This is a genomic window from Bradyrhizobium sp. SZCCT0153 (genome assembly GCF_018129995.1).
Classification (GTDB): domain Bacteria; phylum Pseudomonadota; class Alphaproteobacteria; order Rhizobiales; family Xanthobacteraceae; genus Bradyrhizobium; species Bradyrhizobium japonicum_G.
Genome location: NZ_JAFCKS010000008.1, coordinates 157485 through 183190 on the forward strand (window position 1 = coordinate 157485; position 25706 = coordinate 183190).

Here is a 25706-nt window from a genome sequence, read left to right on the forward strand (position 1 = left end):
TCAACCATTTCATATTGCACCGCAGCAGCCCGCCCATCGGGCTGATTGATTTGTCTTGGCCGAATTCGCTAGCCTGAAACAAGGGCCGCGTCATATCCGTATGACAGGCGCGGGCGTATCGTGCCGCCTCATGCTGGCGAGAGGATGGGAATCGTGGCCGACGACAACAAGACGCAGGAATCTCCGATAGCCGCAGCGCCCAAACGGCTGCCGCTGGCGGAAGAGGGGATCATGGAAACCCTGCTGCTGCCATTCTCCCCGCGTTTCATCGTGCTGACCATCTGCGCGGTCGTCACCGCGCTGCTGATCGGCATCGGCATCGCCGACCGCAAGATCTTCGACATCCTGCTGATCCCTACCCTGATCTTCGGCGCGCTGACGCTGCTCGGCGTCCGCGATCTCATGCAGAAGGGCCATGCCGTTCTGCGCAACTATCCGATCTCGGCACATATCCGCTTCCTGCTCGAAGAGATTCGTCCGGAGATGCGGCAGTATTTCTTCGAGAGCGAGAAGGACGGCATGCCGTTCTCGCGCGACATCCGCGCGCTGGTCTATCAGCGCGCCAAGATGCAACTCGACAAGCGCCCGTTCGGTACCCAGGAGGACGTCTACCGCGACGGCTATGAATGGATGCATCATTCGGTCTCGCCGAAGATGCATGCCGAGGAGAAATTCCGCGTCACCATCGGCGGATCGGAGTGCACGAAGCCGTATTCGGCCTCGGTTTTCAATATCTCCGCGATGAGCTTCGGCGCGCTCAGCCCGAACGCGGTGCGCGCGCTGAATGCCGGCGCCAGGAAGGGCGGCTTCGCACACGATACCGGCGAGGGCGGCTTCAGCCCCTATCACGCAGAGATGGGCGGCGACATCATCTGGGAGATCGGCTCGGGTTATTTCGGCTGCCGCCATCTCGACGGCAGCTTCGATCCGGAGGCGTTCGCGCGCGTCGCAAACCACGACCAGATCAAGATGGTCGAGCTGAAGATCAGCCAGGGCGCCAAACCCGGCCATGGCGGCGTGCTGCCGGCGGCGAAGGTTTCGGAGGAGATTTCCAAGATCCGCGGAGTCTCGATGGGCGAGGACTGCATCTCGCCGGCCTCGCACCGTGCCTTCTCGACACCTGTTGGCATGATGCAGTTCATCGCCGAGATGCGCCGCCTCTCCGGCGGCAAGCCGGCAGGCTTCAAGCTGTGCATCGGCCATCCCTGGGAATTCCTGGCGATCTGCAAGGCGATGATCGAGACCGGCATCTATCCCGACTTCATCGTCGTCGACGGCAACGAGGGCGGCACCGGCGCGGCGCCGCTGGAGTTCATGGATCATCTGGGCATGCCGATGCGCGAGGGCGTCAATTTCGTCCACAACGCGCTGATCGGCATCAACGCCCGCGACCGCATCAAGATCGGCGCGTCCGGCAAGATCGCCACCGCCTTCGACATGGCGCGGGCGATGGCGATCGGCGCCGACTGGTGCAATTCGGCGCGCGGCTTCATGTTCTCGCTCGGCTGCATCCAGTCGCTGAGCTGCCACACCGACCGCTGCCCGACCGGGGTCGCGACCCAGGATCCGACCCGCGCGCGCGCGCTCTATGTGCCGCTCAAGATCGACCGCGTGCACAATTATCACCATGCGACGCTGCACTCGCTGACCGAACTGATCGCCGCGGCCGGCCTCGAGCACCCCCAGCAGCTGCGCCCGATCCATTTCAGCCAGCGCACCTCGACGACCGACGTGAAGTCCTTCGCGCAGCTCTACCCGGCGCTGCGTCCGGGCGAACTGCTCGAAGGTACCGAGGACCCGCGCTTCCGCGACGCCTGGCGGATGGCGCGGGCGGAGACGTTCCAGCCGGCGCTGTAGGCGCCGGTCCACCTTGCAAGGCCGCAGCACCTGACGCGAGAATGCGTCGCGACCAGGGCTGCGTTTAACGCTTGGTTCAACTTTGGGTGTAGATTGTCCCCCATGGACGAGCGGCGCGACAAGGCAAGGCATCGCGTGCTGAAGGCCGGAACGATCGAGTTCGGCGGCGGCGCGATCGACTGCACCATCCGCAACCTCTCCGATACAGGCGCCGCGCTCGACGTCACCAGCCCCGTTGGCATCCCCGACCATTTCACCCTGGTCGTCCAGGCCGGCGGAACCCATCTGTCCTGCACCGTGGTCTGGCGCAAGGAAAAGCGGATCGGGGTGAGGTTTGGATAGGGGCTCTGCGTCCGACGCGAGCTCGTGACCCTTGCTCCCGCGGTCGTCCCGGCGAAGGCCGGGGCGCATACCGCGTGACTTATCGCCAATGCGCAGGCAGCAGCACCGCGTAACTCTCAGTCTTCGCCAAACTCAATTGTATGGTTATGGGTCCGGCCTTCGCCGGGTCGACGAGACCAGCTCACGCCGCCGCCTGCTCGCCCCGCCTGCTCGCCAAAATCTTGTCGATCCTTCGCCCGTCGAGATCGATGACCTCGATGTGCCAGCCGGCGAAGTCGAACGCATCGCCGACATTGGGCAGCACGTTGAACTGCTGCAGCACCAGCCCCGCCACCGTGTTGTAGCGGTGCGGCGGCAGCTCGACGCCGAGCAGCTCGCCGAATTCGTCGACCGGCATCCAGCCGGAGATCAGAAGTGAATCATCGGCACGCCTGACATAGGCCGGCTCCGGCGGTCCCTCTTCGGAATGGAACGCGCCGACGATCGACTCGAGGATGTCGGCAGTGGTCACCATGCCTTCGAAGCCGCCGTATTCGTCGTAGACGAGACCGACGTGAACCGGCGCGGCTTTCAGGATGGCCAGCACGTCGCGGGCATCCGCCGACGCCGGAATGCCGGGCGCCTCGCGCACGAGCGCGCGCAGGTCGGGCGTGCGTTCGTTCATATAAGCGATCAGCAGGTCCTTGGCCTGGAGCACGCCGATCGGCTTGTCGCGATCGCCGTCGGAGACCGGAAAGCGCGAATGCGGGCTCTTCACGATGATCTCGTGAATGGCCTCCGGCGTATCGTTCAAGTCGATCTCGTTGACCTCCGTGCGCGGCGTCATGATCGCGCCGACCGGACGGTCGCCGAGCCGCATCACGCCGGCGATCATCTCCTTTTCGCCTGATTCGAGCACGCCTGCGTTTTCGGCCTCGTTGACGAGATGATGGATCTCGTCCTCGGACACCTTCTCCTCGGCCTTGCCACCGCGGCCGAGCAGCGAGAGGATCAGCTTGCCGGAGAGATCGAGCAGGAAAACCAGTGGCAGCGAGATCCGCGCCAGAACGTGCATCGCGGGGGCGACCATGACCGCGACGCTCTCGGGGTCGCGCAGCGCCACCTGCTTCGGCACCAGCTCGCCGACGATCAACGTCGCGTAGGTGATGAGCGTGACGACGATGCCGACGCCGACGATGTCGGCGATCCCTGCGGACAGGCCAAGCTCGACCAGGGATTGAGTCAGCCGTTGTCCGAGCGTCGCGCCGGAGAACGCGCCCGAGAGCACGCCGACCAGCGTGATCCCGATCTGCACCGTCGAGAGGAATTTTCCGGGATCGGCCGCCAGCGTCAGCGCGCGCTCGGCGCCGCGCACGCCCTTGGCCGCGAGCAGCGACAGCCGGGCCGGGCGCGACGAGACCACGGCCAGCTCGGACATGGACAAAAGGCCGTTGATGACGATCAGGACGACGACGATGACGAGTTCGACCGAGAGCATTGACGTTCCGAGGTAAGGGAGTGTGGCGCAGATGGCGGCGCAGGCCTTGATATAGTTATTCCGGGGACGAAATGCCGGTGATCCTGTCGCATCCTTTGCTCCGAGGGAACCTCGGGCCCCAACTGTTCCGGAAGGCACTCGACGCCGACCCCCGCGGAACTACGAGCATGCCGTGCTTAACGGGCTCTTAGTGGCCACCCGCTAGGTTCTCGACATTTGCAGGAATGTATTCGGGGATCAGGATGCGGATCGGGAAGCTCTTTGCGCTGTCGATGCTGACGGTGACGGTATTTGCAGTCATCCTCGGCGCCGAGGTGCTGATACCCCAAGCGCGCATCTTCACGAACCGCTCCGACGCGATCAAGACGGTCGATGCTTTTGGTGCGACCCTGATGGTCAGCCAGCAGGTCGCCGGCCTTCGTGCCCCCTACATCTCCCCGATCTTCCAGGAGAACCCTGCGACACAGGCCCAGATCGAAGCCGCCGCGAAGGCCTCGAAGGCGGCCGATGCCGCATTCGAGGGGGCACGGCGCGCCATCATGGTGCTGGACGACGCCGGAGCGATGATCGAGAACCTGGACCGTGCCGCGCGGCGGCTCAAGGATATCTACACCGCGGCAGATCGCGCGATGAGCGTTCCGCTGGCGTCGCGCGACGGGGCTGTGATCAAGGGCTTCCTTCCGGGCGTTGCCGAGGTCATCGGCGATATCGAGCCGATCATGAACAGGCTCGAAGCGAAGGTCATCAATGCCGATTCCTCGCTTGCGGCGCTGTTGAGCCTGGCGCGAACGGCGCAGGATCTGCGCGTCTCGGCCGGCAGCCGCGCCGCGACGCTGTCGCCGGCGCTGAGCGCACGCCGCCCGATCACGGCGGCCGAATTCTCGCTGATGGATCGTATGCAGGGGCGTGTCGAGGCCGACCGCGAGCGCATCGAGGCCGGCATCGACCAACTCGGAAGCCCGCCTCGCATCGCCACCGCGCTGAAGGCGGCGACGGACTCCTATTTCGGCAAAGCGGCTGCTGCCGTGGACAAGGAGATGCCCGCGGCCCGTGGCGACGGCAAGTACGGCATCAACGCCGAGGAGCTGGCGAAGGTCATCGTGCCGGCCATCCAGATGTTCTACGCCGTGCGCGACGCCGCGCTGGCCGAAGCTGCCGAGCGCGCCGCGGCCGCGCGCGATGGTGCGCTGGCCATGCTCGCGCTTGCGGGCGTGGCGGTGCTGGCGCTGCTCGGGACGCTCGGTGGGGTGACCATGATGCTGCGCAGCCGCGTGGTGACGCCGCTGAGCCGGCTCGCTGACGTGATCGGAACGCTCGCCGCCGGACGGCACGAGGTCGAGATCCCCGCGACGGGCCGCAATGACGAGATCGGCCAGGTGGCGGGCTCGCTCCGGCACTTCAAGGATTCGCTCTCCGCCAAGAAGGCCGCCGACGAGGCGGCTGCGGCCGAAGCCGAGGCGAAGCTCCGTCGCAGCCAGCGCATGGACCAGATCGCGCGCGACTTCGAAGCCATGATCGGGGACGTCATCAACACCGTCGCGTCGGCATCTTCGGAGCTGGAGGCCTCAGCGGGAACGCTGACGAGCACGGCCGATCGATCGGAAAAGGTCACCGCGACCGTCGCCGCCGCGTCCGAGCAGGCCTCCACCAACGTGCAGACCGTTGCCGCTGCCGCGGAGGAAATGGCGTCCTCGGTCGACGAGATCAGCCGGCAGGTCCAGGACTCCGCGCGCGTCGCCGGCGAAGCGGTGCAGCAGGCGGGGCGAACGAACGAGCATGTCAGCGAGCTCGCCAAGGCCGCCGGCCGGATCGGGGACGTCGTCGAGCTCATCAGCCAGATTGCGGGCCAGACCAATCTTCTGGCGCTGAACGCCACCATCGAGGCGGCGCGCGCCGGCGAGGCCGGGCGCGGCTTCGCCGTCGTCGCCTCCGAGGTCAAGGCGCTGGCCGAGCAGACCGCCAAGGCCACCGGCGAGATCAGCCAGCAGATCGCGGGAATCCAGACGGCGACCGAGGATTCGGTCGGCGCGATCAAGGCGATCGGCGACACCATCACCCGCATGTCCGAGATCGCGTCTGCGATCGCCTCGGCGGTCGAGGAGCAGGGCGCGGCGACGCGGGAGATTTCCCGCAACGTGCAGCAGGCGGCGCGCGGCACCCAGCAGGTCTCCGCCAGCATCGTCGACGTGCAGCGCGGCGCGAGCCAGACCGGATCGGCATCCTCGAACGTGCTTGCGTCAGCCAAGTCGCTGTCTGGCGAGAGCAGCCGCCTCAAGGTCGAGGTCGGGAAGTTTCTCGACGCGATCCGGGCCGCGTAAGGGGCGCGATCAGAACTCGCCGTGGAGGCGGCCTGAGAACACCGACACCGGGCCACGATCCGCGTTGTAGGCGGGATTGACGATGAGCTGGTAGTCGGCGGTGAAGGTCAGCGCCTTGTTCAGTGCGTAGGCGTAATAGGTCTCCAGCACGCGTTCGCGGCGGTAGTTGAGCTGGCCGTCGCCGATCAGCGGACCGAGACCGCCGGCGGCGATGAAGTCGCGATGGTCCTGCGAGAGGCCGTTGATGGCGCCGGCAATGGCGACGACGTCGTCGGGCCGGCCCCATTTCGCTCCCTTCACCGAGACGCCGCCGGACAGGCTGCGGTCGATGTCCGTGAACGCCATGATCTCGTTGCGGCCGTCGTTCCAGCTCCAGCGGCCGAACACGCCGATGTCGTCGGTCATCGCCTGTTCGAGGTTGAGCGCGTAGCCGTATTTGAGGCGGCCGCGGCGGGTCTGGCTGATGTCGAGGTTGAGCAGGGGATTGTCCAGCGTCTCGCGATAGCTGCCGGAATAGGCGCTGTTGACGAAGCCGAGCGTGCGCAGCTTGCCGGGCAGGCCGAACAGCGAATAGCGCGTCTCCAGCTCCATCACATATTCGCCGCGGCGGCCGATGTTCATGTCGAAATTGCTCGAGTTGGACTGGGCGTCCATCAGGAAGTAGCCGGCGCGCAGCGCCCATTGCTTCTGGTTCAATTCGGCCGTGGCGCCATAGCCGAGGCCGAGCTTGTCGGCGGCATAGTCGAAGGCGCCGGACGCCCAGATCGACCAGTTCATGAAATCCTTGCGCGGGTCGTGCGCGTAGGAATTGCCGTCGAATACGTCGACCACGGAGAATTTGCCGACCTGCAAGGTCAGGCGCGACACGTCAACCTTGCTCGCGAGCTGAAGCTGGCCGCTGGCAAGCTCTTCCTGCTCGCCGCCGAAGCCGAAGGTCTGGCGCACGAACAGGCGAGAGGCGTTGAAGTGCGGATAGGGAAAGCCGGATTTTTGCGCTTCGCCGTTGGGAAAGCCGGCGGCGCCCGTCGTGTTGTTGAAGCCGAAACCCTGCAGCAGCTCGGGATTGAAATAGACCTCGCCGCCGTCCCACAGCCGCGCATTCAGATACAGCGAATTGCTCCATGTCTGCTGGAAATCCGGGGAGGGGAGCAGGCTGTTCGGTCCGGTATAGGGCGCGTGGAACGCGGGGTAGCCCTGCCCCAGCACGGTCGACTGGCCGTGAATCTCCCAGCGGCTAGACTCGGTGTCCGTCACATCCGACTTCGGGTTGTAGGTCGGCACGCCCGGCCAATCGATCTTGCGATTGAGGCCGATGCGCAGGCTCTGGAAATCCATCGACGACGAATACTGCGCGCCGGAGGGGAAGGTGATGTTGGCGTTGTCGAACTTGCTGTAGAGATATTCGAGCCGCGCGCTCCAGTGCGGCGCGAAGGCATATTCGACTCCGCCGCCGGCAGTCCAGCCGAACCGCGTGTGCAGTACCTTCTCTTCATTGCCGCCGGTCGGTGTCGAAAGAAAACGCTCGCCGGTGAAGGCCGCGCCGCCGGTTGCGTAAAACAGCCAGTTGCCGCTGGTGTAGCCGAGCCGGGCGCGCAGGCTTGCGACATAGTCCCAGCGCTCCTCCGTGCTCGACAGCACGGTCGCCGCCGATGACACGACGTGGTTGGACGGCAGATAGTTCGGAAACGAGATGTCGCCTTCGACGCCGAGCAGGAGCCCTGAGTTGAGGCGCCAGTTATAGCCCGCCTGCACGCCGCCGGTCGCGCCGGTGAACACGTGATTGTCGGTCGCGAGCGTGGGATCGGTCAGTGTCGCCGAGGACGTGCCGCGGGTGGCACCGAAATGCGCGCCGATATAGAGGCCGGTCCAATCGTAGACCGCCTTCAAGGCCGGTGCCTTCAGCGGCAGGTCGGCCGCACGGCCGGTGGCGGGAAGAGCCAGCACGCCCGAGGCAATTGCCGCGGCCGTCCGCAAGTACCGGTGTCGGTGATTTCTCAACGTCAAAACGCACGCCCCCAAAAGCGAATGTGTCCCACCCGCCGCGATGTATCCCTGCCGATTCGCGGCGGCCCTGTCATCAGGCCTCGGTTGCTGCCGGGATCGAGCGAGATGACCTCGATCCGACCCGACTTCTTCCAAGCCCCTGAGCTTGTTGCGAACCTTATTGCGATTAATTCGCAATAGCAACTAGTGCGGATTGCCGCAGGTGATGGTTCGCACCTCGGTGTGACGGGACTGCAACAATTTCCCGGGCCCCAAAACGGATGACCCCGCCCGGGGGGACATCCGGGCGGGGTCGGGGGCACGACACGGGGTGGATGAGGCGCCCGTGTCGGACGCGGATCCACTTGAGATCGGCCTCAGGTACTCAAATCAGTAGCAGCTGCGAACGCGGCCGATGTACTGGCCGAAGGCGTTGTACTGGGCGACCCAGCCGCAGCGGTGATAGCCGTAGTAATAGGGGTCGTTGCTGGCGGCGATCGCGGAGCCGACGACGGCGGCGGTAGCAATGCCCAGGCCGACACCGACACCCCAGCCGAGCGGCTTGGCTTGCGCCTGCGAGGTGGTGGCCACGACGCTGCCGGTCAGGGTGAGCGCGGCGAGGGCAACAGCGAAAATCTTGGTCTTGATCGACATTGGAAACTCCATCCGGGTTGAGGCGGTCCGTTGTGGCCCGCGTGCCCAGTTGGACGGAGGCTCCCCGCGTCCGGTTCGAAGCCGGCAAAAGCGGGGGTGGAATCCGGCTCTTTCCCGAACGATTCCAGGAGGATGGGAGCTAGCCGAGGGGTCCCTTGGCGAGCCTGTTCACGTCGAAGTTATCGACCTCGGCCAGCAGCTCGCAAAAGGCGCGGGCGCCCTGGTCGATCAGCTGCTCGCCCTTCGCGGCCACGGCCAGCGTCGCATTGCCGACCGCGCCGCTTGGGTTGAGGTCCTGCGCCTGCCAGGCGAACGGCGCCGGCCGCTGCGTCGACAGCCAGCGATATTGCTGCTCCATCGCGATGCTGCTCGCGGGAAAATCCGCGATCGCATCCATGCGCACCTGATCGGGATAGCGTGCCAGCATGATCGAGGTCTCGACCGCGCCGCCGTGGATGCCGTGGCGCACTTCATCAGCCGGGAACAATGTGTCAGCTCCCGACAGCCGCGACCACGACGTCGTCACCACAAAGAGTTTGTGATGCGCGCGCAGATCCTGCGCGACCAGCATCATGGCCGCGCTGTTGCCGCCATGGCTGGTGATGATGACGAGCTTCTTCACGCCGCGCCCGGCGACGTCCTCGCCGATCCCCGTCCATCTCTTCAGCGCAATGTCAGTCGGCAGCGTCTGCGTGCCCGGATAATCGAGATGCTCGGTGGAAATCCCGACCGTTTCAACGGGGAGGAACGTCGCCGGAATGTCCGCGGGCAAAAGCTCGCGCACGCGCGCCAGATAGGCGTCCGCGATCAGCACGTCGGTTGCGAGCGGCAGATGCGGGCCGTGCTGCTCGGTCGCCGCCAGCGGCAGCACCGCGATCCAGCGTGACGCGTCCGCTGGGCCGGTATCGGCCCAGTGGATCTCGGTCCAGTCGCGGGACGGCATCATCAAGTTTTCCTTGGAATTTTTCTTGGAGGTTTCTTTGCCCGAATTTGTCACGTAATTTGGGGTATCAGGGGACGCGGGCCCGGCCGGCTCGCGTCTTCTTGCGGTTTTATCGCGTTGGTTCGACATCGACCAGCCACGATCGACGGAGTCCCATCATGAGCCCCTCTCATCTGCGGCGAGCGTTAACAGCGGGCTTGATGGCCGCTTTGGTTTCGATCGTCGCGGCGCGCGCCGAGACCCTGGACAAGGTCAGCTTCGGCACCAACTGGGTCGCCGAGGCCGAGCATGGCGGCTTCTTCCAGGCGGTCGCCGACGGCACCTACAAGAAATACGGCCTCGACGTCACCATCGTTCCCGGCGGGCCGAACGAGAACAACCGGATGCTGCTGATCGCCGGGAAGATCGATTTCTTCATGGCCGCGAACACGCTGATGTCGTTCGACGCGGTTGCCAACAACGTCCCGGTCGTCACCATCGCCGCGGTCTTCCAGAAGGATCCGCAGGTGATGCTGACGCAGCCCGACGCCAAGGTCGCCAAGATCGAGGATCTCAAGCCGCTGACGCTGTTCGTCTCCAAGGAAGGCATGACCAGCTATTTCCAGTGGCTGAAGTCCGAATACGGCTTCAGCGAGAAGAACGTCCGTCCGTATAATTTCAATCCGCAGCCTTTCATTGCCAATCCGAAGAGCGCGATGCAGGGCTACGTCACCTCCGAGCCCTTCGCGGTCGAGAAGGCTGCCGGCTTCAAGCCCAACGTTCTGCTGCTCGCCGATTACGGCTTCAACACCTATTCGACCCTGATCGAGACCCGCCGCGACGTGGTCGAGAAGAAGCCGGACCTGGTGCAGCGCTTCGTCGATGCCTCCATGGTCGGCTGGTACAATTACATCTACCGCGACAATTCCGCCGGCAACGCCATGATCAAGAAGCTCAATCCGGAGATGACCGACGAACTGCTCGCCTATTCCGTCGCCAAGATGAAGCAATACGGCATCGTCGATTCCGGCGACAGCTTGAAGGACGGCATCGGCGCCATGAGCGACGAGCGCTACACCTCCTTCTTCAACAAGATGGTGAAGGCGGGCGTGGTGAAGGCGGACCTCGATTTCCGCAAATCCTATACGCTGCGCTTCGTCAACAAAGGCGTCGGCGCCGAACTGCGCCCCGGCAAGCCGTAGCGCAAGGTCGATGTCGTCAGCCAAGACTTCGACGGGGGTCGAGACCGGCCTGACGGCCCTGGCCGTCAGCCTGCGCGGCGTGACCAAGACCTATGACAACGGCATCATGGCGCTCGGCCCGCTCGATCTTGCCGTGCGCAAGGGCGAGTTCATCTCGCTGCTGGGTCCGTCCGGTTGCGGCAAGTCGACCGCGCTGCGGCTGATCGCGGAGCTCAGCGCGCCGTCGTCGGGAATCGTGAGGCTGGGGCGTCACGAGGGCGTACCGCAGCCGGGCCACGGCATCGGCTTCGTGTTTCAGGAACCGACCCTGATGCCCTGGACCAGCGTACGCGAGAACGTGCGATTGCCGCTGAGGCTCGCAGGCGTGGCGAAGGCGGACGCGCGCGCGCGTGCCGATGTGGCGCTCGCCAGCGTCGGGCTTGCCGATTTCGCCGACGCGTTTCCGCGCGAACTCTCCGGCGGGATGAAGATGCGGGTGTCGCTGGCGCGCGCGCTCGTCACCGATCCCGACATCCTGCTGATGGATGAGCCGTTCGCCGCGCTCGACGAGATCACGCGCTTCCGCCTCAACAACGATTTGCTCGCGCTGTGGCGCAGCCTTGGCAAGACCGTCATCTTCGTGACCCATTCGGTGTTCGAATCCGTCTACCTGTCGCAGCGCGTGGTGGTCATGACGGCGCGGCCCGGCCGCATCCAGGCCGACATCCGCATCGAGACGGTCGAGCCGCGCGGCGAGGAATTTCGCACCTCGGCCGCCTATTCCGACTATTGCCGGCGGGTGTCGGCCGCGCTGGCGCCGTCCTATTCGGGGCAACTGGTGCTATGAACGCGCAAGCGACCGTCACCCCGAAACCGCCCGGCGCACGACGCGCGATCCGCTTCGTGCTCCCCGTCATGGTGTTCGCGGCGGGGCTTCTTGCCTGGGAACTCGTGGTCCGCATCAAGGAGATCCCGCCTTACGTGCTGCCGGCGCCCTCGATCATCTTCCTGACGCTGATCAAGGACTGGGCGGTGTTGTCACAATCGCTCGGCGCCACGCTCCTGACCACGCTTGAGGGTTTCGTCGCTGCCAGCATCGGCGGCGTCGCGCTGGCGCTGCTGTTCAACCAGTCGAAATGGGTGGAATATTCGCTATTCCCCTATGCCGTTGTTCTCCAGGTGACACCGGTGATCGCGATCGCGCCGCTGCTCCTGATTTATCTGGAGCAGCAGACCGCGGTCGTCGTCTGCGCCTTCATCGTCGCCTTCTTCCCGGTGCTGTCCAACACCACGCTCGGGCTCAATTCGGTCGACCGCAATCTCGCCGGCCTGTTCCAGCTCTATGGCGCCTCGCCACAGCAGACCCTGCGCTTTCTCAAGCTGCCGGCGGCGCTGCCCTACATTCTCGGCGGCCTGCGCATTGCCGGCGGCCTGTCGCTGATCGGCGCGGTCGTGGCCGAGATCGCGGCGGGAACGGCCGGCGCGGGCTCCGGGCTCGCCTACAGGATCGCCGAATCCGGCTATCGATTGAACATACCCCGCATGTTCGCGGCGCTGCTGCTGTTATCGCTGGCCGGGATTGTCATCTATGGGGTGCTGGCGCTAGTTTCCCACCTCGTTTTACGGTGCTGGCATGAGAGCGCGCTTGGAAAGGAAAACTGATGACCACCGGTTCGATTTCGTCCGAAAAGATCGACCTTTTGATCTATGGGCCGGTGCGGCCGATCCTCGAGAACGGGTTTTCCGATCATTTCGTCGTGCACAAGGCCGAGACGCGCGGTGACCTCGAGCGGCTGACGCCGGCGATCCGCGAAAAGATCCGCGGCGTGGCAGTGACCTATCACACGGTGCGCGCCGACAAGGATTCGCTGTCGCAATTGCCGAAGATCGAGATGGTGGCGAGCTTCGGTGTCGGCTACGACCACATCGACGCCAAATACGCGGCCGAGCACAGCATCATCGTCACCAACACGCCCGACGTGCTGACCGAGGAGGTCGCCGACGTTGCGATGGGCCTTCTGATCTCCACCGTGCGTGAGTTCATCAAGGCCGACCGTTACGTGCGTTCAGGCCTCTGGCAGACCCAGAACTATCCGCTCAGCGTCGGCTCGCTGCGCGACCGCAAGGTCGGCATCGTCGGCATGGGCCGGATCGGCCAGGCCATCGCGCGCCGGCTCGATGCCTCGCTGGTGCCGGTGGTCTATCACTCCCGCAATCCGTCGAAGGACGTCTCCTACAAGCACTACCCCGATTTGATCGAGATGGCGAAGGCGGTGGACACGCTGATGGTGATCGTGCCCGGCGGCGCCGCGACCGAAAAGATGATCAACGCCGAGGTGCTCAAGGCGCTCGGCCCGCGCGGCGTGCTGGTCAACGTGGCGCGCGGCTCTGTGGTCGACGAGGCGGCGCTGGTCCAGGCACTGAAGTCCGGCACCATTCTCGCCGCCGGTCTCGACGTGTTCGCGGCCGAGCCGACCGTGCCGGACGAGCTCAAGTCCATGCAGAACGTCGTGCTGCTGCCGCATATCGGCTCGGCCTCGGTGGTGACGCGCAACGCGATGGACCAGCTCGTGGTCGACAACCTCAAGGCCTGGTTCGGCGGCAAGGCGCCGTTGACGCCGGTGGCGGAAACGCCGTTCAAGGGACGCTGATGAGAGTTCTTCGGGTCGTCGCACTGGCCATCGCGGCATGTATTGCCGCGATCAGCCTTGCTCGGACGAGCCCTGCATTGGCGCAGGATACGACGACCCTGAAGAAGGAGATGCCCGGGCAGTGGGAGCTCTCGACCACCGAGCGCAGCAAGACCTGTGTCGTCACGCTCAAGGCTGACGCCGCCGCACAAGGCTTCAAGCTCGAACTGGAGCCAGCCTGCAAGGCCACGCTGCCTTTCACCAAGGACATCGTCGCCTGGAGCGTCAGGGGTCTCGACATCGTCCGTTTGCAGGATGCAACCGGTGAAGCCGTGATCGACTTCACCGAGGTCGAGGCCGGCATCTTCGAAGGCCTGCGCCAGGGCGAGGGCGTCTACATCCTGCAGGATCTTGCCGCCGCACGGTCGATGGCCAAGTCGATGGACCAGATGATCGGGGACTGGGCGATGGTGCGCGGCAACGGCCAGCCGGTGTGCGGGCTGACGCTGACCAACACGGAAGCCGGCCAGGACAATTTCCAGGTCTTCCTCAAGCCGAAATGCGATGCGGCCATCGCACAGTTCAATCCGACGCAATGGCGGCTCGAACGCGGCCAGATCATCCTGCTGTCGAAGTCCGGCGATGTCTGGCAGTTCGAGGCCGACGACAACGCGCAGTGGCGGCGCGTCCCCGACACCGCCGATCCCCTGATCATGCTGCGTCAGTAGGCGCCGCGAGCGTGCTCGGCCTGCTACGGTTCGCCCGGCAATGCAGAGCATCGTCCGGAGACGCGCGCTTTGGCGGGCTCCTCACCATGAGGGTCTGATATCTCGCCGCGAAACGCGACCTCATCCTGAGGGCCCCGCCGGAGGCGGGCGTCTCGAAGGATGGCCGCAGGTTACGTCGTCGGCTCGGCACATGTGAAGTGGGTTACAGCGTCGGCAGGAAAATCAGGGCAGGATCGGGACCGCAGGGCGACCGCGCGCGAGGGAACCGGGAGGAAGGCTCCTTCCGTTAGCGATGCGGGAAGTCCGGCAAGGAGTTTTGCATGAGCAGGCGCGTCCTCGCGATCGGCATCGAACCGGGCAATGCGGACTACAGCGCGTTCCCGCAAGTCACGCCCGAGCTAGTGCGCACCTACATCGATGCGCAATTGCTGCGCCTGCGCGATCTCGGCTACGAGGTCACGAGTTGCCTGATCGATCTCGACGCCACGGCGGAAGCCGGAGTCACGGCGGCGCTGCGCGACGAGAGCTTCGGCTGCATCCTGATCGGCGCGGGTCTGCGTGAGCCGAGGGAGCGCCTGCTGCTATTCGAGAAGGTGCTCAACCTCGTCCATCGCCTGGCGCCGAATGCGGCGATCTGCTTCAACACCACGCCCGCCGACACCGCCGAAGCCGTGCAGCGCTGGATCTACACGTGATGGAGCACGGCATTCACATCCTTGCAGCGACAGCGTTGGTTCCCGAAAACAGGATTGAAACGACTTGGCGTCCGTGCAATTGTAGCGTGTATCACGACGGGATATTGAGCGTCGCGACATCCGAATTGACATAAGCGGTTTTTGCTTTCGGTCGCCGAAGCGCCGGAAGCCTGATGAATTTCAAAAAGCGCGCGCTCCGCATGTGATGCGAGCACGTGTCTGGATGCGGGAGTAGTTTCCGTATGGTGCGCAAGAAGCCGGCGAGCGAAAAGGCTAGCGACACGAGTGCTAGCGACACAAGGGCTGGCGAGACAAAGGCTAATGCGGGCGATGTCAGGCGAGTCCTGACCAAGACCTCGATCGCGCCCGATCTGCTCGCCGTCATGGATGGCGGCCCGAAGAGGAAGACCGCAGCAAGAGCCGCTGCCGCGGAGCCTACGTTCAAGGTGATCATCGAATTCAACCGGAGTTTTCCGGGGGGAATCGGCGGCGCACGGCTTGTCTTGCTGTGGGCCTACAGCAAGGCGCGCGGGCTGGCGGACCCGGCGGTCCAGATGAAGCTTCTTCCCGCGTTCGGGCCCGCCGCATCCCGCTTCGATCCGTCGCTGATGGCCATGTTCGATCCGTCCGACGATATCGACATCGAGAAGTCGATGTGGACGGATAATTACGTTTTCGCAAGGCTGACCAGCAAGACGATCGGCACTCTCTCGGATTGCAAGCCGGCGGATGTGAGCAGTTCCCAATCGTCGGCAGCGGCTGAGAAGCCGATCGCGCTGATCTACAAGATCTGGCGAGATCACGAGATCAAGCGTTGCGTCTATGAGTCGGTGCGAACGATCAAGTGCGACGCGGCGTTCAATACCTTTCAAGCAGGCGGAAAGGGGATTGTCTGGGCGGTCGCCGATACCGGCATCGACGCAACTCATCCGCACTTCCAGTCGCTCGAAACCACCAAGCTTCCGGATGGGCTCCTGCACAAGGATTTTACGGAGCCGCATCCGAATGATCCCGATGCGTCCCAGGCCGCAGCTCTGACCGATCAGGACGGGCATGGCACACATGTCGCCGGCATCATCGCCGGGCTGACATGCCGCAAGCAGGACAACCTGCCCGGGATCGAGACGGCAATCGCGACAATAAGCATCAGGACGGAGGTCCGGGACAGCAAGGGGAATGTCAGCAAGGTCAATGTCGAGCATAAGAAGCCGATCGCGGGATTGGCGCGCGACTGCAAGCTCGTCAGTCTGAAAGTGCTTGCCGATGGTGAGTCGGGCGATCTCAGCAACCTGCTGGCCGCGCTCGGCTATATTCAGCGCTGCAACGACAACGGACGGAGCCTGAAGATTCACGGCGTGAATCTCAGCCTCGGCTATCCGTTCGATCCCGAATGGTTTGCGGCCGGGCAGAGCCCTCTTTGCGTCGAGGTCGACCGCCTTGTGCACTCGGGGGTCTGCGTGGTCGTCGCGGCCGGCAATGGTGGATACGGTGTCGTCAGCGGCTATTACGGGGCGGCCGAGCGCGCGGCGCACATGGGGACGATCGCGGATCCCGGCAATGCGAGCCTTGCGATCACGGTGGGATCGACCCATCGCGACATGCCCCACACGTTCGGTGTTTCGTTCTTCTCGGCCAAGGGCCCGACCTCGGACGGCCGGATGAAGCCCGATCTGGTCGCGCCGGGCGAGCGCATCGTCTCCTGCGCTTTGATGAAAGGCGCTGCCGCGAACGAGGCATTGTTTCGAGAGGATTCCGGGACCAGCATGGCCGCCCCCCACGTTTCGGGCGCGATCGCGGCCTTTCTGTCGGTCCGCAACGAGTTCCTCGGGCAGCCCGAACAGGTGAAGGACATCTTCGTCGCGGCTGCGACCAATATAAAGCGCCGGCCCGAATTCCAGGGGGCCGGCCTGCTCGATCTGCTGCGCGCTTTGCAATCCGTCTAGGGAGGACGCCCATGAGCAATGTTCCGTCGATTTGGCTGGAGTTTGACGAGAATGGTGCAATCGACGCGGGCATCGCAGCGCAGCTCACGGCATTGCTCGGCAAGCCGGGAATCGAGGACCTGGTGGTGATGTCCCACGGCTGGAAGAACGACAAGAACGATGCGACGAAGCTGTACGGGACCCTCTGGGCGAACGCCGCCGGCAATCTGCCGGCTGGCCGCGCGGACAAGATCGTCGTCGCCGGCGTGCTGTGGCCCGCCAAGGCGTTTCAGACCGACTTCGATGCCGCTGCGATCACGGATGTCGGCACGCCAGGCACGCTTTCCGCTTCCGGAGGCACTTCGGCTTCAGACCTGCCTCAGCAGGAGTTCGACGCGTTATTGGCGGACTTCGCCCGTTTCATGGGGCCGTCCGCGGCGCAGACCATCGCCGCCGCGCGCACCGCTGCCCAGCACTTGAACCCCGACGCCTCGCACGATCTTGCCAAGCAAGCCGCAGCAGCGGCCGGGGTAGATGCACACTCGCCCGACAAGGAACTTCGGGGCGATGCCACCCGTATAGCGCGCGCCGCCGCCGATCGTACCGAGGCACAGTTTCTGCTCGGCAGCCTTACCACGCCACCCGTGCTGAAGCTCGCGCCGAAGGTCGGCGGTGCCATGGGTCTCAGCAGTGCCGTGCATGGCTTTTTCACCGGCGCGCGCGCTGCTGTCGGCCGCTTCCTCAACCAGCTCACCTACTACGAGATGAAAAAGCGTGCCGGCGTCATCGGTGTCAGCCTGATCGACAAGGTTCTTGGAAAGCTCACGCCTTCGCATCCGATCAGGGTGCATCTGGTCGGCCACAGCTTTGGTGGGCGATTGGTCACGGCGGCCGCCAATCGCTGGGCTGCGGTGCCGAATCTGGAGCTGTTTTCGCTCACGATCCTGCAGGGCGCCTATTCCCACAATGCCATGTCTCATCAGGTCGCGGGAGCGTTTCCGAACGTGGTCGGCAAGCCGACCGGGCCAATCGCGATCACGCACACCCACAACGACCTTGCGTGTACGCTCGCTTATGCGATCGCATCGCGTTTTTCGCGTGACACCACCCAAGGCGTCGGAGATGCGAGCGACGAGTTCGGCGCGATGGGTGCAAACGGGCCCCAGAAACTCGAGCCGGGCGCAAGCGAGCCCGACAACATCACCCAAGTGTTCGCGCCCAAGCGAGGCAAGGTCAACACGTTCCTGGCCGACGCATATATCCTCAAGACCAACCAAACTGACGCTCACAACAACGTCACAAATGCGGTCGTCGGGCAACTTCTGGCCAGTGTCATCCAGGCATGACCTTGGCGTGACGAGCCATCGCATTTTGCGTACGGTCATTCCGCGAAGGTCGGGTGTCTCATGCCAGCATCGCTGCGGGGCGTCATCCTTGATTTCGACGGACCGGTCTTCGACGGCCGCGCCGCCAGCCAGAAGGCGCTGACAACAACTTTCGATCTGTATGAGCCGACGGTCGGACGGCCCGACATCGCGGTCAATACGTTGCCGCTTTACGGTCCCAATGCATTGATCGCGCTTGCCTACGCAGATATTCCCGCAGCTGCCGCGAAACTTACGGAAATCTGCGACTTCTATCGCAAAACGGTCAAAGCCTGCGAACGTCAGGGCAAGATCGTCAGCGGGGTTCAGACGCTTCTTCAGGATCTCAAGGGGCGTGACATCAAGTGCGCGATACTCTCGTCGCGCGAGACGGCCGAGCTGGTCGATCTGGTGACCCATTTCGGTCTCCACGGCGTCATCGACGAGATCTGGGGAAAAGATGCGCCGTCGGGCGCCAAGCCAAACCCCGTGGTGGTTCGGGCCCTGGCCGGAAAAATGAACATCGCGCCGAATGAACTGGTCTACATCGGCGATTCCGATCGCGACTACGACGTCACCCAAGGCACCGGCGTCGCTTACTACCATGCCGCCTGGACCGGCGAGCCGAGCAGTCGCGCCTACACCGGCTGTCGTGCCTTGCTACGCAACGTCGCTGATCTCGAAGCTGTTCTGCGCGACACGCCCGCCCCACAGCTCGGGTCGCACCGGAACATGCCCTCGACCCTGAAGGGCGCCATCCGGGTCGATCGCCTGGTGTTCTATGCCGGCGCCGGAGTTTCCGTCCAATCCGGCATCGGCGGCTGGAATGACCACTACTTTCCGATCCTGCAACAGTTGAAAATGAGCCTGTGGGCGGGGCAAACGACGTACAGCCTGCCGCAATTGCTGCAACTGGTCGCCGCCGAATCGGCGCGCTCGCAAGACGTTTACGAGCGCTTCAAGCAGAGCTTTGCGAACCGCAAGCAAAAGCGGCCGAACGCCTATCATTACGCGATGATGCGGTCTGGTGCGTCGCGGATCTGGACCACCAATTATGATCAGTTGTTCGAAGCCGCATTGGCGAGCGGCAATTTCCCGCACTCCGTCGTGACGGACGACGGCACGCTGCTGGAGAATTTTGCCAACAGCCATCTGATCGTCAAGATGAACGGAGACTTCGAGCACTCCCGGTACGCCAACAATCTCGACTGGGATCTCGTTTTCCTGGAGGAGCAGTTCGATCTGGCCGAACGCCACCGCCGGGAGATATGGCGCCTGTTCGAGGACGATTACCGCAGCAGCTGCATGGTGTTCGTCGGCACCTCCTTCACCGACCCGGCCCTGCGCCGGCTTTTGTCCAGCGCCGCCAAGGCGGTGCCCCGTACCCGTTTCTGGCACCACCTTCTGGTGAAGGCGGCCGAGCATCCTGCCGACCGGATCGTCGAGGCCATGTATGTCGAGAATTTGAGACGCATGCGAATCGAGACGCACCTTTTCAAGGAGTATTCCGACATCGAACGCTGGGTGCGGCAGATCGCCGTGATCGCGAACAGGCCGATCGCCGGATTCGGCGGCACCGCCAAGCAGGAGGACGGTGTGCTGGTGCCGGATGGTGTCCTCGATGGCGGGACCATCACGACGTCCGACATCGGGACGCTCTGTGAACGGATGGGACGCGCCCTGGTGCGGCGCGACTTCCGGGTGACGTCCGGCCATGGCCCCGGCGTGGGCATTCCCGTGGTCGAGGCGGCCTTCGAGGAAAACCCGAGCGCCGCGCGATTCTACCTGCGCAAACGCGGCAGCAGCCAGTTCAGTCGCACCGCGCCGGCGGTGGTGGTGTCTGACGGAGATGCCGGTCGTCCCGACGGAGAGTTCGGTCGCATGCGGGAACGATTCGTCAGCGAGCTCGACGTGCTCGTCGTCATGGGCGGGCCGTCGCGCGAGGGAAAACCATCCGGGACGGAGACCGAGATCAACATGGCATTGGACCGGTCGATCCCAGTCGTCATTCTCAAGCAGGCCGGTGGAAGCGCCGCGCGGCGTAAAGCGGAGATGATGGGCAACCTCGGAGTGACGTATTCCGATCCGAAGGTCGCCAGCCTGGTCCGAAAGGTCAACGAGGAGCTCGATGCGGTCGCGCCCGGGGCATTGCCGGCCTATGTCGACACCACCCTCGTCGATCAGATCGAGGATCTGATCGCGGTCTCGATCGGCAGCGAGGGACGTCGCGCCGGCGATGACGACGGCGTTGCCGACCAGCGGAGATGGTGATGTCCGAGCCGGCGCGGAGCGATCTTGCGAGCATCATCGCCGATCTCAAGGACTGGTTTCGCGCCTATTCCATCCACCCCGCCTGCGTCGACGTCGCCTTCATCGGAAACACCAGCGGGCAATATCCATCGACGCCCGGATTGATGGTGGATTTCGACGCTTTTGTTTTCGTCGCGGCGATGAATGACGCTGCCGGCCAACCCCTGGCCGGGCTGCGTGAGCAATGGACCGGCATCTGCAACGCGCGAGGGATTGATTTCGAGCTGCGCATCGTCGAAGGACCCTACAAGCCGCCGGTCGCTGTTCTGCACCGGCCGGTCGTCGTGGTTCATCTCGGCGTCTTCACCGAGCAGCTCTATCTCGCCGCGCCGCCGCTCAAGCGCTGGGCGTGGCGAAAATACATCTGCGAGCGCGAGCCGGGACGTTTGGCCCGCATGGCACCGTCACAACCGACGCTTGCCGAGTTCGTCACCGGCCCCAAGGGCCTGCGCGAGCGATGCGCGGCGATCGAGGCCGGCTCCGTGACGATGACGGAATGGCTGCTGCCCGGCCTGCAAACCAGATCCTTCGTCGTCACGCAGGATGACGCCAACTTCGCCGAATGCTGCTTTGCCTATGCCGCCAATACGGCGCGAAATCACGCCCGGACGCTTGGCCTGGCCGAAGCCGATCAGCTTGCAAATTCCGAGTTCTTCCCCTGGTACGCCGAAGCGGTCTTTCGCTGTCCCGAGCTTGTCGATCTGATGAACGACAAGGCCGCCTGCCGGGATCGAGGCTTCGTCGTGGAGATCGCGCACGCGCGCAGCCTCGCCATCCGCTACATGAGGGCGTTGCAGCAGCATCTGACCCGAGGCGGCTAGCGGGCATCTTCCGTCGGGCAGGGGCGGCTCCGCCGGCCATCGGCGATTGTTCTGGTTCGCCTGATCCGCCGCGGCTATGGTGGCCGCGGTGGACAGGAGGGTTGCGGATGCTTCGAGGATCTGGAATCGCGGCATGCCTGGCGGTAGCGATGGCGATGCCGGTGCATGAGGCGGTCGCCCAGGATGCCGTGGGCGGCGCCATCATCGGCGGTGTCGGCGGAGCGATCGTCGGCGGCGTGCTGGGCGGCGGCCGCGGCGCCGCAATCGGTGCCGTCGTCGGTGCCGGCACGGGCGCGGCAATCGCCTCCGAGGGCGAGCGCCGCCGCTCCGGCTATTACGCCTATCAGCGCGGCTGCTACATGCAGCGTCCCGACGGCCGCTATGTCCCGGTCGATCCGCGGTATTGCTACTGAGGCCCGGACGAGGCGCGCGCGCTTCAGCTTTTCGCCGCCGGCTCCGGCATGATCTGGAGCAGCGGCTCCGGCCGGATCGAAATCTGGCCGGCGAACGGCCGGTCATGCGCGGCGATCAGCAGGACCGAGGTGGCGACGCCGGTCGCGAACAGGCCCATCGCAATCGCCGATCCCAGGCGGTTGTCGCAATGAACGAGGCCGATCACCAGCAGCGCGCAGGCCGCCTGGAGATACAGGCACCACCATTTGACCGGATTCACGGCGGCGAGGCTGACGATGATCCGCTGCCGCCGCGCATCCAGCGCCTGCTCCAGCGTGGCGATGAGCTCGCGCTGCACATTCGCCTGACCCGTACCCTGCGGCGTCATCGTGACGACGAGCTGCAGGGCTTCGGCGAGCGGCGGCGGCGTCACCTTCAGCGACACCTCCTGATGCGCCATCATCGGCCATTCCAGCGCGACGGCCTGTTCGACATAGGCGCGCACCAGGCCGCGCAGCTTCGTTTCCTGCTCCGCCGGCAGGCCGGCGGCCAGCAGCACGGTGCCTCGCAGGGCGCTGGCCTCGCGGCTGACCGCGGCGCCGGCGCGGTCACCGTCGCCCCAGACCTGCGCGGCGGTAAAGGCGACGAACAGGCCGAAGATGATACCGAGCACCGGCAGCATGCCCGGCGATATCGCTTTCAGCGATGTCGCGCGCTCACCCGTCGCGGCCAGCGCGACGGCTGCGAAGATGGCCGCGCCCAGAAGATAGGTGAAGCCGAAGATGACCAGCGCCATCAACGGCAGCGGCAGATTGTGCAGCCAGTCGCTCATGCTGTTCTTGTCATGTGATTCGACGATCTAGATCAACCGCATCCCGCGCAAGCTGGCGTGGCCGCTTCTGCCGACGATGATATGGTCATGCACGGCAATCCCCAGCGGCTTGGCGATGTCGATGATGGCCTTGGTCATCTGGATGTCGGCCTGCGAGGGCGAAGGATCGCCTGAGGGGTGGTTGTGCACCAGGATCAGCGCGGTTGCCGAAAGCTCGAGCGCGCGCTTGATCACCTCGCGCGGATAGACCGGGGTGTGGTCGACCGTGCCGGTCTGCTGCACCTCGTCGGCGATGAGCTGGTTGCGCTTGTCGAGGAAGAGCAGGCGAAACTGCTCCTTGTCGGCGAACGCCATGCTGGAGCGGCAATAGTCGATCACCTCGTTCCAGGACGACAGCGCGTTGCGGCTGTTGACCTCGCCCTTGGCGACGCGGTGCGCCGCCGCGGCGATCAGCTTGAGCTGGTGGATCGCGGATTCGCCGATGCCGTCAACCTCGCGCAAGCGCGCGACCGGCGCATGAACGACTTCCGCGAAGGAGCCGAAGGTCTTGATCAGCATCTTCGCCAGCGGCTTGGTGTCGCGCCGCGGCAGGGCCGGAAACAACGCCATCTCCAGCAATTCGTAGTCGCTGAGCGCGTCCGCACCGGCGCTGTAGAAGCGCTCGCGCAGCCGCTCGCGATGGCCGAGATAGTGCGGCGCGTCCTCAGGCTTGCTCTTGTCGTGGTCGGTTTTGGCGGGCATCGGCCGCCAGCATTGCCGGGGACTATCGTTTTTGCAACCGTCAATTGCGGGGGGCAAGTCTGGTTCACGTCCCGCCGGCGAGCCTTTGCAGGCTCACCCGATCTGTTTCTCGCCGTGCCGTTCCGACAGCGTGAAGATCTCGACGCCGGTGGCGGTCACGCCCACCGAATGCTCGAACTGCGCCGACAGCGAGCGGTCGCGGGTCACCGCGGTCCAGCCGTCGGACAGGATCTTCACATGCGGCTTGCCGAGATTGATCATCGGCTCGATGGTGAAGAACATGCCGGGCTTGAGCTGCACGCCTTCGCCGGGCCGGCCGATATGGATGATGTTCGGCTCGTCGTGGAACATGCGGCCGAGGCCGTGGCCGCAAAAATCGCGCACCACGCTCATGCCCTGCGGCTCGACAAAACTCTGGATGGCGTGGCCGATGTCGCCGGTGGTGGCGCCGGGCTTCACCGCGGCGATGCCGCGCATCATCGCTTCATACGTGACTTCGATCAGCCGCTCGGCCTTGCGCGCGATCGGGCCGATCGCATACATCCGGCTGGAATCGCCATACCAGCCGTCGACGATGAAGGTGACGTCGATATTGACGATGTCGCCCTCCTTCAGTGGACGGTCGCCGGGCATGCCGTGGCAGACCACGTGGTTGAGCGAGGTGCAGGTGGAGTAGCGGTAGCCGCGATACATCAACGTCGCCGGATAGGCATTGTGGCTGAAGGCGAAGTCGCGGACGAACTGGTCGATGCGCTCGGTCGGCACGCCGGGCCCGACGATGTCGGTGAGCTCGTCGAGGCACTTCGCCACTAGCGCGCCGGCCTTGCGCATGCCGGCAAAGGCGCTCGGCCCATGCAGCTTGATCTGTCCGGTCTTGCGCAGGGAGGTATCGGAGGCTTCGACGTAGCTCATGCGGGGCTGGTCTCGATGTCGGCGGAAAGGCTTGAATTCAGGCCCCAATCTAATGATTGCGGGCTTTCGCGCAAGCCAAGGTTCGCCGCCCTGTGCCCGAAAGCGGGCTCAATTCGGGACTTCTACGGTGGTTTCCACCGGCAGTGCGCCGCCGCGGATGCGGATTTCGCGGACGGGATAGGGAACCCGGATGCCCTCGCGCTTGAAGGCGTCCCACAGCGCCAGCATGACGTCGCTCTTGACGCCGTCCATGCCGTCGGGATCGGCGATCCAGAAGGTCAGCGAGAACTTCATCCCGGCTTCCGCGAACTCGGTCAGGATGGAATTCGGCGGCTTGCCCTTCTGCGCGCGCGGATGGGCGGCGGCGGTCTCTGCGGCGAGCTTGCAGACCAGTCTGGGGTCGGCATCGTAATTGGTGCCGAAGGCGATCTTCACCAGCGTGTTCTTGTCGGTATAGGTCCAGTTGACGACCTTCTGCGTCACCAGATCCTCGTTCGGCACCAGGAATTCGCGGCCGTCGCCGGCGGCGACGGAAATATAACGCGTCTTCATCGCGCTGATCCGCCCGGTATTGTCGCCGATGGTGACGAGGTCGCCCGGCTTCACCGATTTGTCGGCGAGCAGGATGATCCCCGAGATGAAATTGGCGACGATCTTCTGCAGGCCGATGCCGATGCCGACGCCGACCGCGCCGGAGAACACCGCGAGTGCCGACAGGTCGATGCCGACCGCGCCGAGCGCAATGACAATCGCGATGGCCAGAAGTCCGATGCGGATGATCTTGACCAGCAGCACCTGCACCGACGGCGTCAGATCGGTGGTCGAATTGATCCGGCTCTCGGCGAAATTGCTGGCGATGTTGGTGAGCCAGAGTGCGATGAGCAGCAGCGCGCCGGCCTTGATCACGAGCAGGGGCGTCAGCCGCAGGCCGCCGAGCACGATCGCGACGGAATCGAGCAGGTCGACCGTCGCATCGAGCTGGCCGACGATGGAGAGCGCCGCGATGAACCACGCGGTGATCGACACCAGCTTGACGATGAAGGCGTTGCGCAGCACCGAGGTCAGCAGCCGGATCGCGAGCCAGGCGAAGCCGAGCTTGGCGGCGACCATCAGGAGATAGCTCCGGCTCGGCCAGGTCGCGTGGTACATCACCACGCGCGAGACGATCACGAGCAGGGTGAACACCGCGGTCGAGGCGCTGGAGACCATCACCCGGACGAAGTGCCGGAGCGGCAGCGGCCAGCGCATGGCCAGCGACGTCGTGTCGAGGCGGCTGCGAACGGCGGCTTCCGTGGCATAGGCGATGCCGACCGCGGCCAGAATGAGGCCGAATTGCAGGTAGAACCAGGGTGAGGAGATTTCGGCGCCGACGCTGCGCGCGGTGGTCTGCACGAACTCCATGAAGTCTTTGAGGTCCATGTCCATCGGTCTCGTCGGGGAAGCGGGCGGAAGGAATTGATTCGAGGGAGCCGCAGAATCCCACAAAGGCGGCGGCCCGGCCACCGATACACCGCTAAGTGAAGTGCGTTAAGGCCGCAAAATACGGGCAGATTGCCGCGCGCGGGAGAAAATGGGTTGGCGCGCCGGTGTGGCGACGATAAGGATGCAATTCCAGCGATTTTTA

22 protein-coding genes are annotated in these 25706 nt (G+C 64.6%); 14 read left to right on the forward strand and 8 right to left on the reverse strand.

Annotation, left to right across the window (positions count from 1 at the left end; genetic code table 11):
- Nucleotides 1–144 precede the first annotated feature (144 nt).
- Entirely contained in the window at nucleotides 145–1857 is a 1713-nt protein-coding gene (locus JQ572_RS28905; RefSeq protein WP_211386225.1) for an FMN-binding glutamate synthase family protein, read from the forward strand.
- 102 nt (nucleotides 1858–1959) lie between these two features.
- Complete coding sequence (locus JQ572_RS28910; RefSeq protein WP_211386226.1) at nucleotides 1960–2199, forward strand: PilZ domain-containing protein; 240 nt, start codon at nucleotides 1960–1962, stop codon at nucleotides 2197–2199.
- A gap of 181 nt (nucleotides 2200–2380) precedes the next feature.
- Here JQ572_RS28910 and JQ572_RS28915 read toward each other — a convergent pair whose 3' ends face one another.
- Nucleotides 2381–3676 carry a hemolysin family protein gene (locus JQ572_RS28915; RefSeq protein ID WP_211386227.1) on the reverse strand — a complete coding sequence of 432 codons (1296 nt, stop codon included), beginning with the start codon at nucleotides 3674–3676 and terminating at the stop codon, nucleotides 2381–2383.
- 242 nt (nucleotides 3677–3918) lie between these two features.
- Here JQ572_RS28915 and JQ572_RS28920 point away from each other — a divergent pair, with 242 nt between their 5' ends.
- A complete protein-coding gene (locus JQ572_RS28920) occupies nucleotides 3919–5994 on the forward strand; it encodes a methyl-accepting chemotaxis protein (RefSeq protein WP_211386228.1) in 2076 nt (691 codons plus the stop codon).
- A gap of 9 nt (nucleotides 5995–6003) precedes the next feature.
- Here JQ572_RS28920 and JQ572_RS28925 read toward each other — a convergent pair whose 3' ends face one another.
- The 3 genes from JQ572_RS28925 to JQ572_RS28935 form a co-directional block, all read right to left on the reverse strand.
- On the reverse strand, nucleotides 6004–7968 hold the full coding sequence (locus JQ572_RS28925) for a carbohydrate porin (protein ID WP_211386229.1): 1965 nt from the start codon (nucleotides 7966–7968) through the stop codon (nucleotides 6004–6006).
- Between the two features lie 399 nt (nucleotides 7969–8367).
- A complete protein-coding gene (locus JQ572_RS28930) occupies nucleotides 8368–8631 on the reverse strand; it encodes a hypothetical protein (RefSeq protein ID WP_211386230.1) in 264 nt (87 codons plus the stop codon).
- A gap of 139 nt (nucleotides 8632–8770) precedes the next feature.
- Nucleotides 8771–9577, reverse strand: coding sequence for a creatininase family protein (locus tag JQ572_RS28935; protein WP_211386231.1), 807 nt, complete (start codon nucleotides 9575–9577; stop codon nucleotides 8771–8773).
- A 155-nt stretch (nucleotides 9578–9732) separates the two neighbouring features.
- Here JQ572_RS28935 and JQ572_RS28940 point away from each other — a divergent pair, with 155 nt between their 5' ends.
- The 11 genes from JQ572_RS28940 (at nucleotide 9733) to JQ572_RS28990 (ending at nucleotide 21617) form a co-directional block, all read left to right on the forward strand.
- Complete coding sequence (locus tag JQ572_RS28940; RefSeq protein WP_211386232.1) at nucleotides 9733–10755, forward strand: ABC transporter substrate-binding protein; 1023 nt, start codon at nucleotides 9733–9735, stop codon at nucleotides 10753–10755.
- 10 nt (nucleotides 10756–10765) lie between these two features.
- The gene (locus JQ572_RS28945) at nucleotides 10766–11581 is read left to right on the forward strand and encodes an ABC transporter ATP-binding protein (RefSeq protein ID WP_211386233.1); all 816 of its coding nucleotides are present in this window, start codon (nucleotides 10766–10768) and stop codon (nucleotides 11579–11581) included.
- Complete coding sequence (locus JQ572_RS28950) at nucleotides 11578–12396, forward strand: ABC transporter permease (RefSeq protein ID WP_211386234.1); 819 nt, start codon at nucleotides 11578–11580, stop codon at nucleotides 12394–12396. Before JQ572_RS28945 ends, JQ572_RS28950 begins: the two co-directional genes overlap by 4 nt.
- Nucleotides 12396–13385, forward strand: coding sequence for a 2-hydroxyacid dehydrogenase (locus JQ572_RS28955; protein WP_211386235.1), 990 nt, complete (start codon nucleotides 12396–12398; stop codon nucleotides 13383–13385). Before JQ572_RS28950 ends, JQ572_RS28955 begins: the two co-directional genes overlap by 1 nt.
- Nucleotides 13385–14092 carry an AprI/Inh family metalloprotease inhibitor gene (locus tag JQ572_RS28960; RefSeq protein ID WP_211386236.1) on the forward strand — a complete coding sequence of 236 codons (708 nt, stop codon included), beginning with the start codon at nucleotides 13385–13387 and terminating at the stop codon, nucleotides 14090–14092. Before JQ572_RS28955 ends, JQ572_RS28960 begins: the two co-directional genes overlap by 1 nt.
- Nucleotides 14093–14412: 320 nt before the next feature.
- Entirely contained in the window at nucleotides 14413–14787 is a 375-nt protein-coding gene (locus tag JQ572_RS28965; protein WP_211386237.1) for a hypothetical protein, read from the forward strand.
- 242 nt (nucleotides 14788–15029) lie between these two features.
- The gene (locus JQ572_RS28970; RefSeq protein WP_211386238.1) at nucleotides 15030–16730 is read left to right on the forward strand and encodes a S8 family peptidase; all 1701 of its coding nucleotides are present in this window, start codon (nucleotides 15030–15032) and stop codon (nucleotides 16728–16730) included.
- An 11-nt stretch (nucleotides 16731–16741) separates the two neighbouring features.
- Nucleotides 16742–18055, forward strand: coding sequence for a hypothetical protein (locus JQ572_RS28975; protein ID WP_211386239.1), 1314 nt, complete (start codon nucleotides 16742–16744; stop codon nucleotides 18053–18055).
- Nucleotides 18056–18115: 60 nt separating this feature from the next.
- Nucleotides 18116–20344, forward strand: a complete 2229-nt coding sequence (locus JQ572_RS28980) for an HAD hydrolase-like protein (RefSeq protein ID WP_211386240.1) — start codon at nucleotides 18116–18118, stop codon at nucleotides 20342–20344.
- A complete protein-coding gene (locus tag JQ572_RS28985; protein WP_211386241.1) occupies nucleotides 20344–21204 on the forward strand; it encodes a hypothetical protein in 861 nt (286 codons plus the stop codon). The genes JQ572_RS28980 and JQ572_RS28985 overlap by 1 nt, the downstream gene beginning before the upstream one ends.
- A 107-nt stretch (nucleotides 21205–21311) precedes the next feature.
- Nucleotides 21312–21617 carry a YMGG-like glycine zipper-containing protein gene (locus JQ572_RS28990; protein ID WP_211386242.1) on the forward strand — a complete coding sequence of 102 codons (306 nt, stop codon included), beginning with the start codon at nucleotides 21312–21314 and terminating at the stop codon, nucleotides 21615–21617.
- 23 nt (nucleotides 21618–21640) lie between these two features.
- Here the strand turns inward: JQ572_RS28990 and JQ572_RS28995 are convergent, their stop codons facing one another.
- From JQ572_RS28995 to JQ572_RS29010, 4 genes are all read right to left on the reverse strand, one after another.
- Nucleotides 21641–22429, reverse strand: a complete 789-nt coding sequence (locus JQ572_RS28995; RefSeq protein WP_211386243.1) for a bestrophin-like domain — start codon at nucleotides 22427–22429, stop codon at nucleotides 21641–21643.
- A gap of 27 nt (nucleotides 22430–22456) precedes the next feature.
- Nucleotides 22457–23170, reverse strand: a complete 714-nt coding sequence (gene radC / locus JQ572_RS29000; protein WP_211386244.1) for a RadC family protein — start codon at nucleotides 23168–23170, stop codon at nucleotides 22457–22459.
- Nucleotides 23171–23263: 93 nt separating this feature from the next.
- The gene (gene map, locus JQ572_RS29005; protein ID WP_211386245.1) at nucleotides 23264–24082 is read right to left on the reverse strand and encodes a type I methionyl aminopeptidase; all 819 of its coding nucleotides are present in this window, start codon (nucleotides 24080–24082) and stop codon (nucleotides 23264–23266) included.
- Nucleotides 24083–24190: 108 nt separating this feature from the next.
- Entirely contained in the window at nucleotides 24191–25507 is a 1317-nt protein-coding gene (locus JQ572_RS29010; RefSeq protein WP_211386246.1) for a mechanosensitive ion channel family protein, read from the reverse strand.
- Between the last annotated feature and the right edge of the window lie 199 nt (nucleotides 25508–25706).

Excerpts from the sequence above, each read along its gene's own strand:
- JQ572_RS28960 (WP_211386236.1), top strand. The coding sequence starts at position 13,385 with ATGAGAGTTCTTCGGGTCGTCGCACTGGCCATCGCGGCATGTATTGCC.
- JQ572_RS28910 (WP_211386226.1), top strand. The coding sequence starts at position 1,960 with ATGGACGAGCGGCGCGACAAGGCAAGGCATCGCGTGCTGAAGGCCGGA.
- JQ572_RS28990 (WP_211386242.1), top strand. The coding sequence starts at position 21,312 with ATGCTTCGAGGATCTGGAATCGCGGCATGCCTGGCGGTAGCGATGGCG.
- JQ572_RS28965 (WP_211386237.1), top strand. The coding sequence starts at position 14,413 with ATGAGCAGGCGCGTCCTCGCGATCGGCATCGAACCGGGCAATGCGGAC.
- JQ572_RS28950 (WP_211386234.1), top strand. The coding sequence starts at position 11,578 with ATGAACGCGCAAGCGACCGTCACCCCGAAACCGCCCGGCGCACGACGC.
- JQ572_RS28955 (WP_211386235.1), top strand. The coding sequence starts at position 12,396 with ATGACCACCGGTTCGATTTCGTCCGAAAAGATCGACCTTTTGATCTAT.
- JQ572_RS28995 (WP_211386243.1), bottom strand. The coding sequence starts at position 22,429 with ATGAGCGACTGGCTGCACAATCTGCCGCTGCCGTTGATGGCGCTGGTC.
- JQ572_RS28940 (WP_211386232.1), top strand. The coding sequence starts at position 9,733 with ATGAGCCCCTCTCATCTGCGGCGAGCGTTAACAGCGGGCTTGATGGCC.
- JQ572_RS28980 (WP_211386240.1), top strand. The coding sequence starts at position 18,116 with ATGCCAGCATCGCTGCGGGGCGTCATCCTTGATTTCGACGGACCGGTC.
- JQ572_RS28975 (WP_211386239.1), top strand. The coding sequence starts at position 16,742 with ATGAGCAATGTTCCGTCGATTTGGCTGGAGTTTGACGAGAATGGTGCA.
- JQ572_RS28930 (WP_211386230.1), bottom strand. The coding sequence starts at position 8,631 with ATGTCGATCAAGACCAAGATTTTCGCTGTTGCCCTCGCCGCGCTCACC.
- JQ572_RS28905 (WP_211386225.1), top strand. The coding sequence starts at position 145 with ATGGGAATCGTGGCCGACGACAACAAGACGCAGGAATCTCCGATAGCC.
- radC (WP_211386244.1), bottom strand. The coding sequence starts at position 23,170 with ATGCCCGCCAAAACCGACCACGACAAGAGCAAGCCTGAGGACGCGCCG.
- JQ572_RS28985 (WP_211386241.1), top strand. The coding sequence starts at position 20,344 with ATGTCCGAGCCGGCGCGGAGCGATCTTGCGAGCATCATCGCCGATCTC.
- JQ572_RS29010 (WP_211386246.1), bottom strand. The coding sequence starts at position 25,507 with ATGGACATGGACCTCAAAGACTTCATGGAGTTCGTGCAGACCACCGCG.
- JQ572_RS28920 (WP_211386228.1), top strand. The coding sequence starts at position 3,919 with ATGCGGATCGGGAAGCTCTTTGCGCTGTCGATGCTGACGGTGACGGTA.
- map (WP_211386245.1), bottom strand. The coding sequence starts at position 24,082 with ATGAGCTACGTCGAAGCCTCCGATACCTCCCTGCGCAAGACCGGACAG.
- JQ572_RS28935 (WP_211386231.1), bottom strand. The coding sequence starts at position 9,577 with ATGATGCCGTCCCGCGACTGGACCGAGATCCACTGGGCCGATACCGGC.
- JQ572_RS28915 (WP_211386227.1), bottom strand. The coding sequence starts at position 3,676 with ATGCTCTCGGTCGAACTCGTCATCGTCGTCGTCCTGATCGTCATCAAC.
- JQ572_RS28945 (WP_211386233.1), top strand. The coding sequence starts at position 10,766 with ATGTCGTCAGCCAAGACTTCGACGGGGGTCGAGACCGGCCTGACGGCC.
- JQ572_RS28970 (WP_211386238.1), top strand. The coding sequence starts at position 15,030 with ATGGTGCGCAAGAAGCCGGCGAGCGAAAAGGCTAGCGACACGAGTGCT.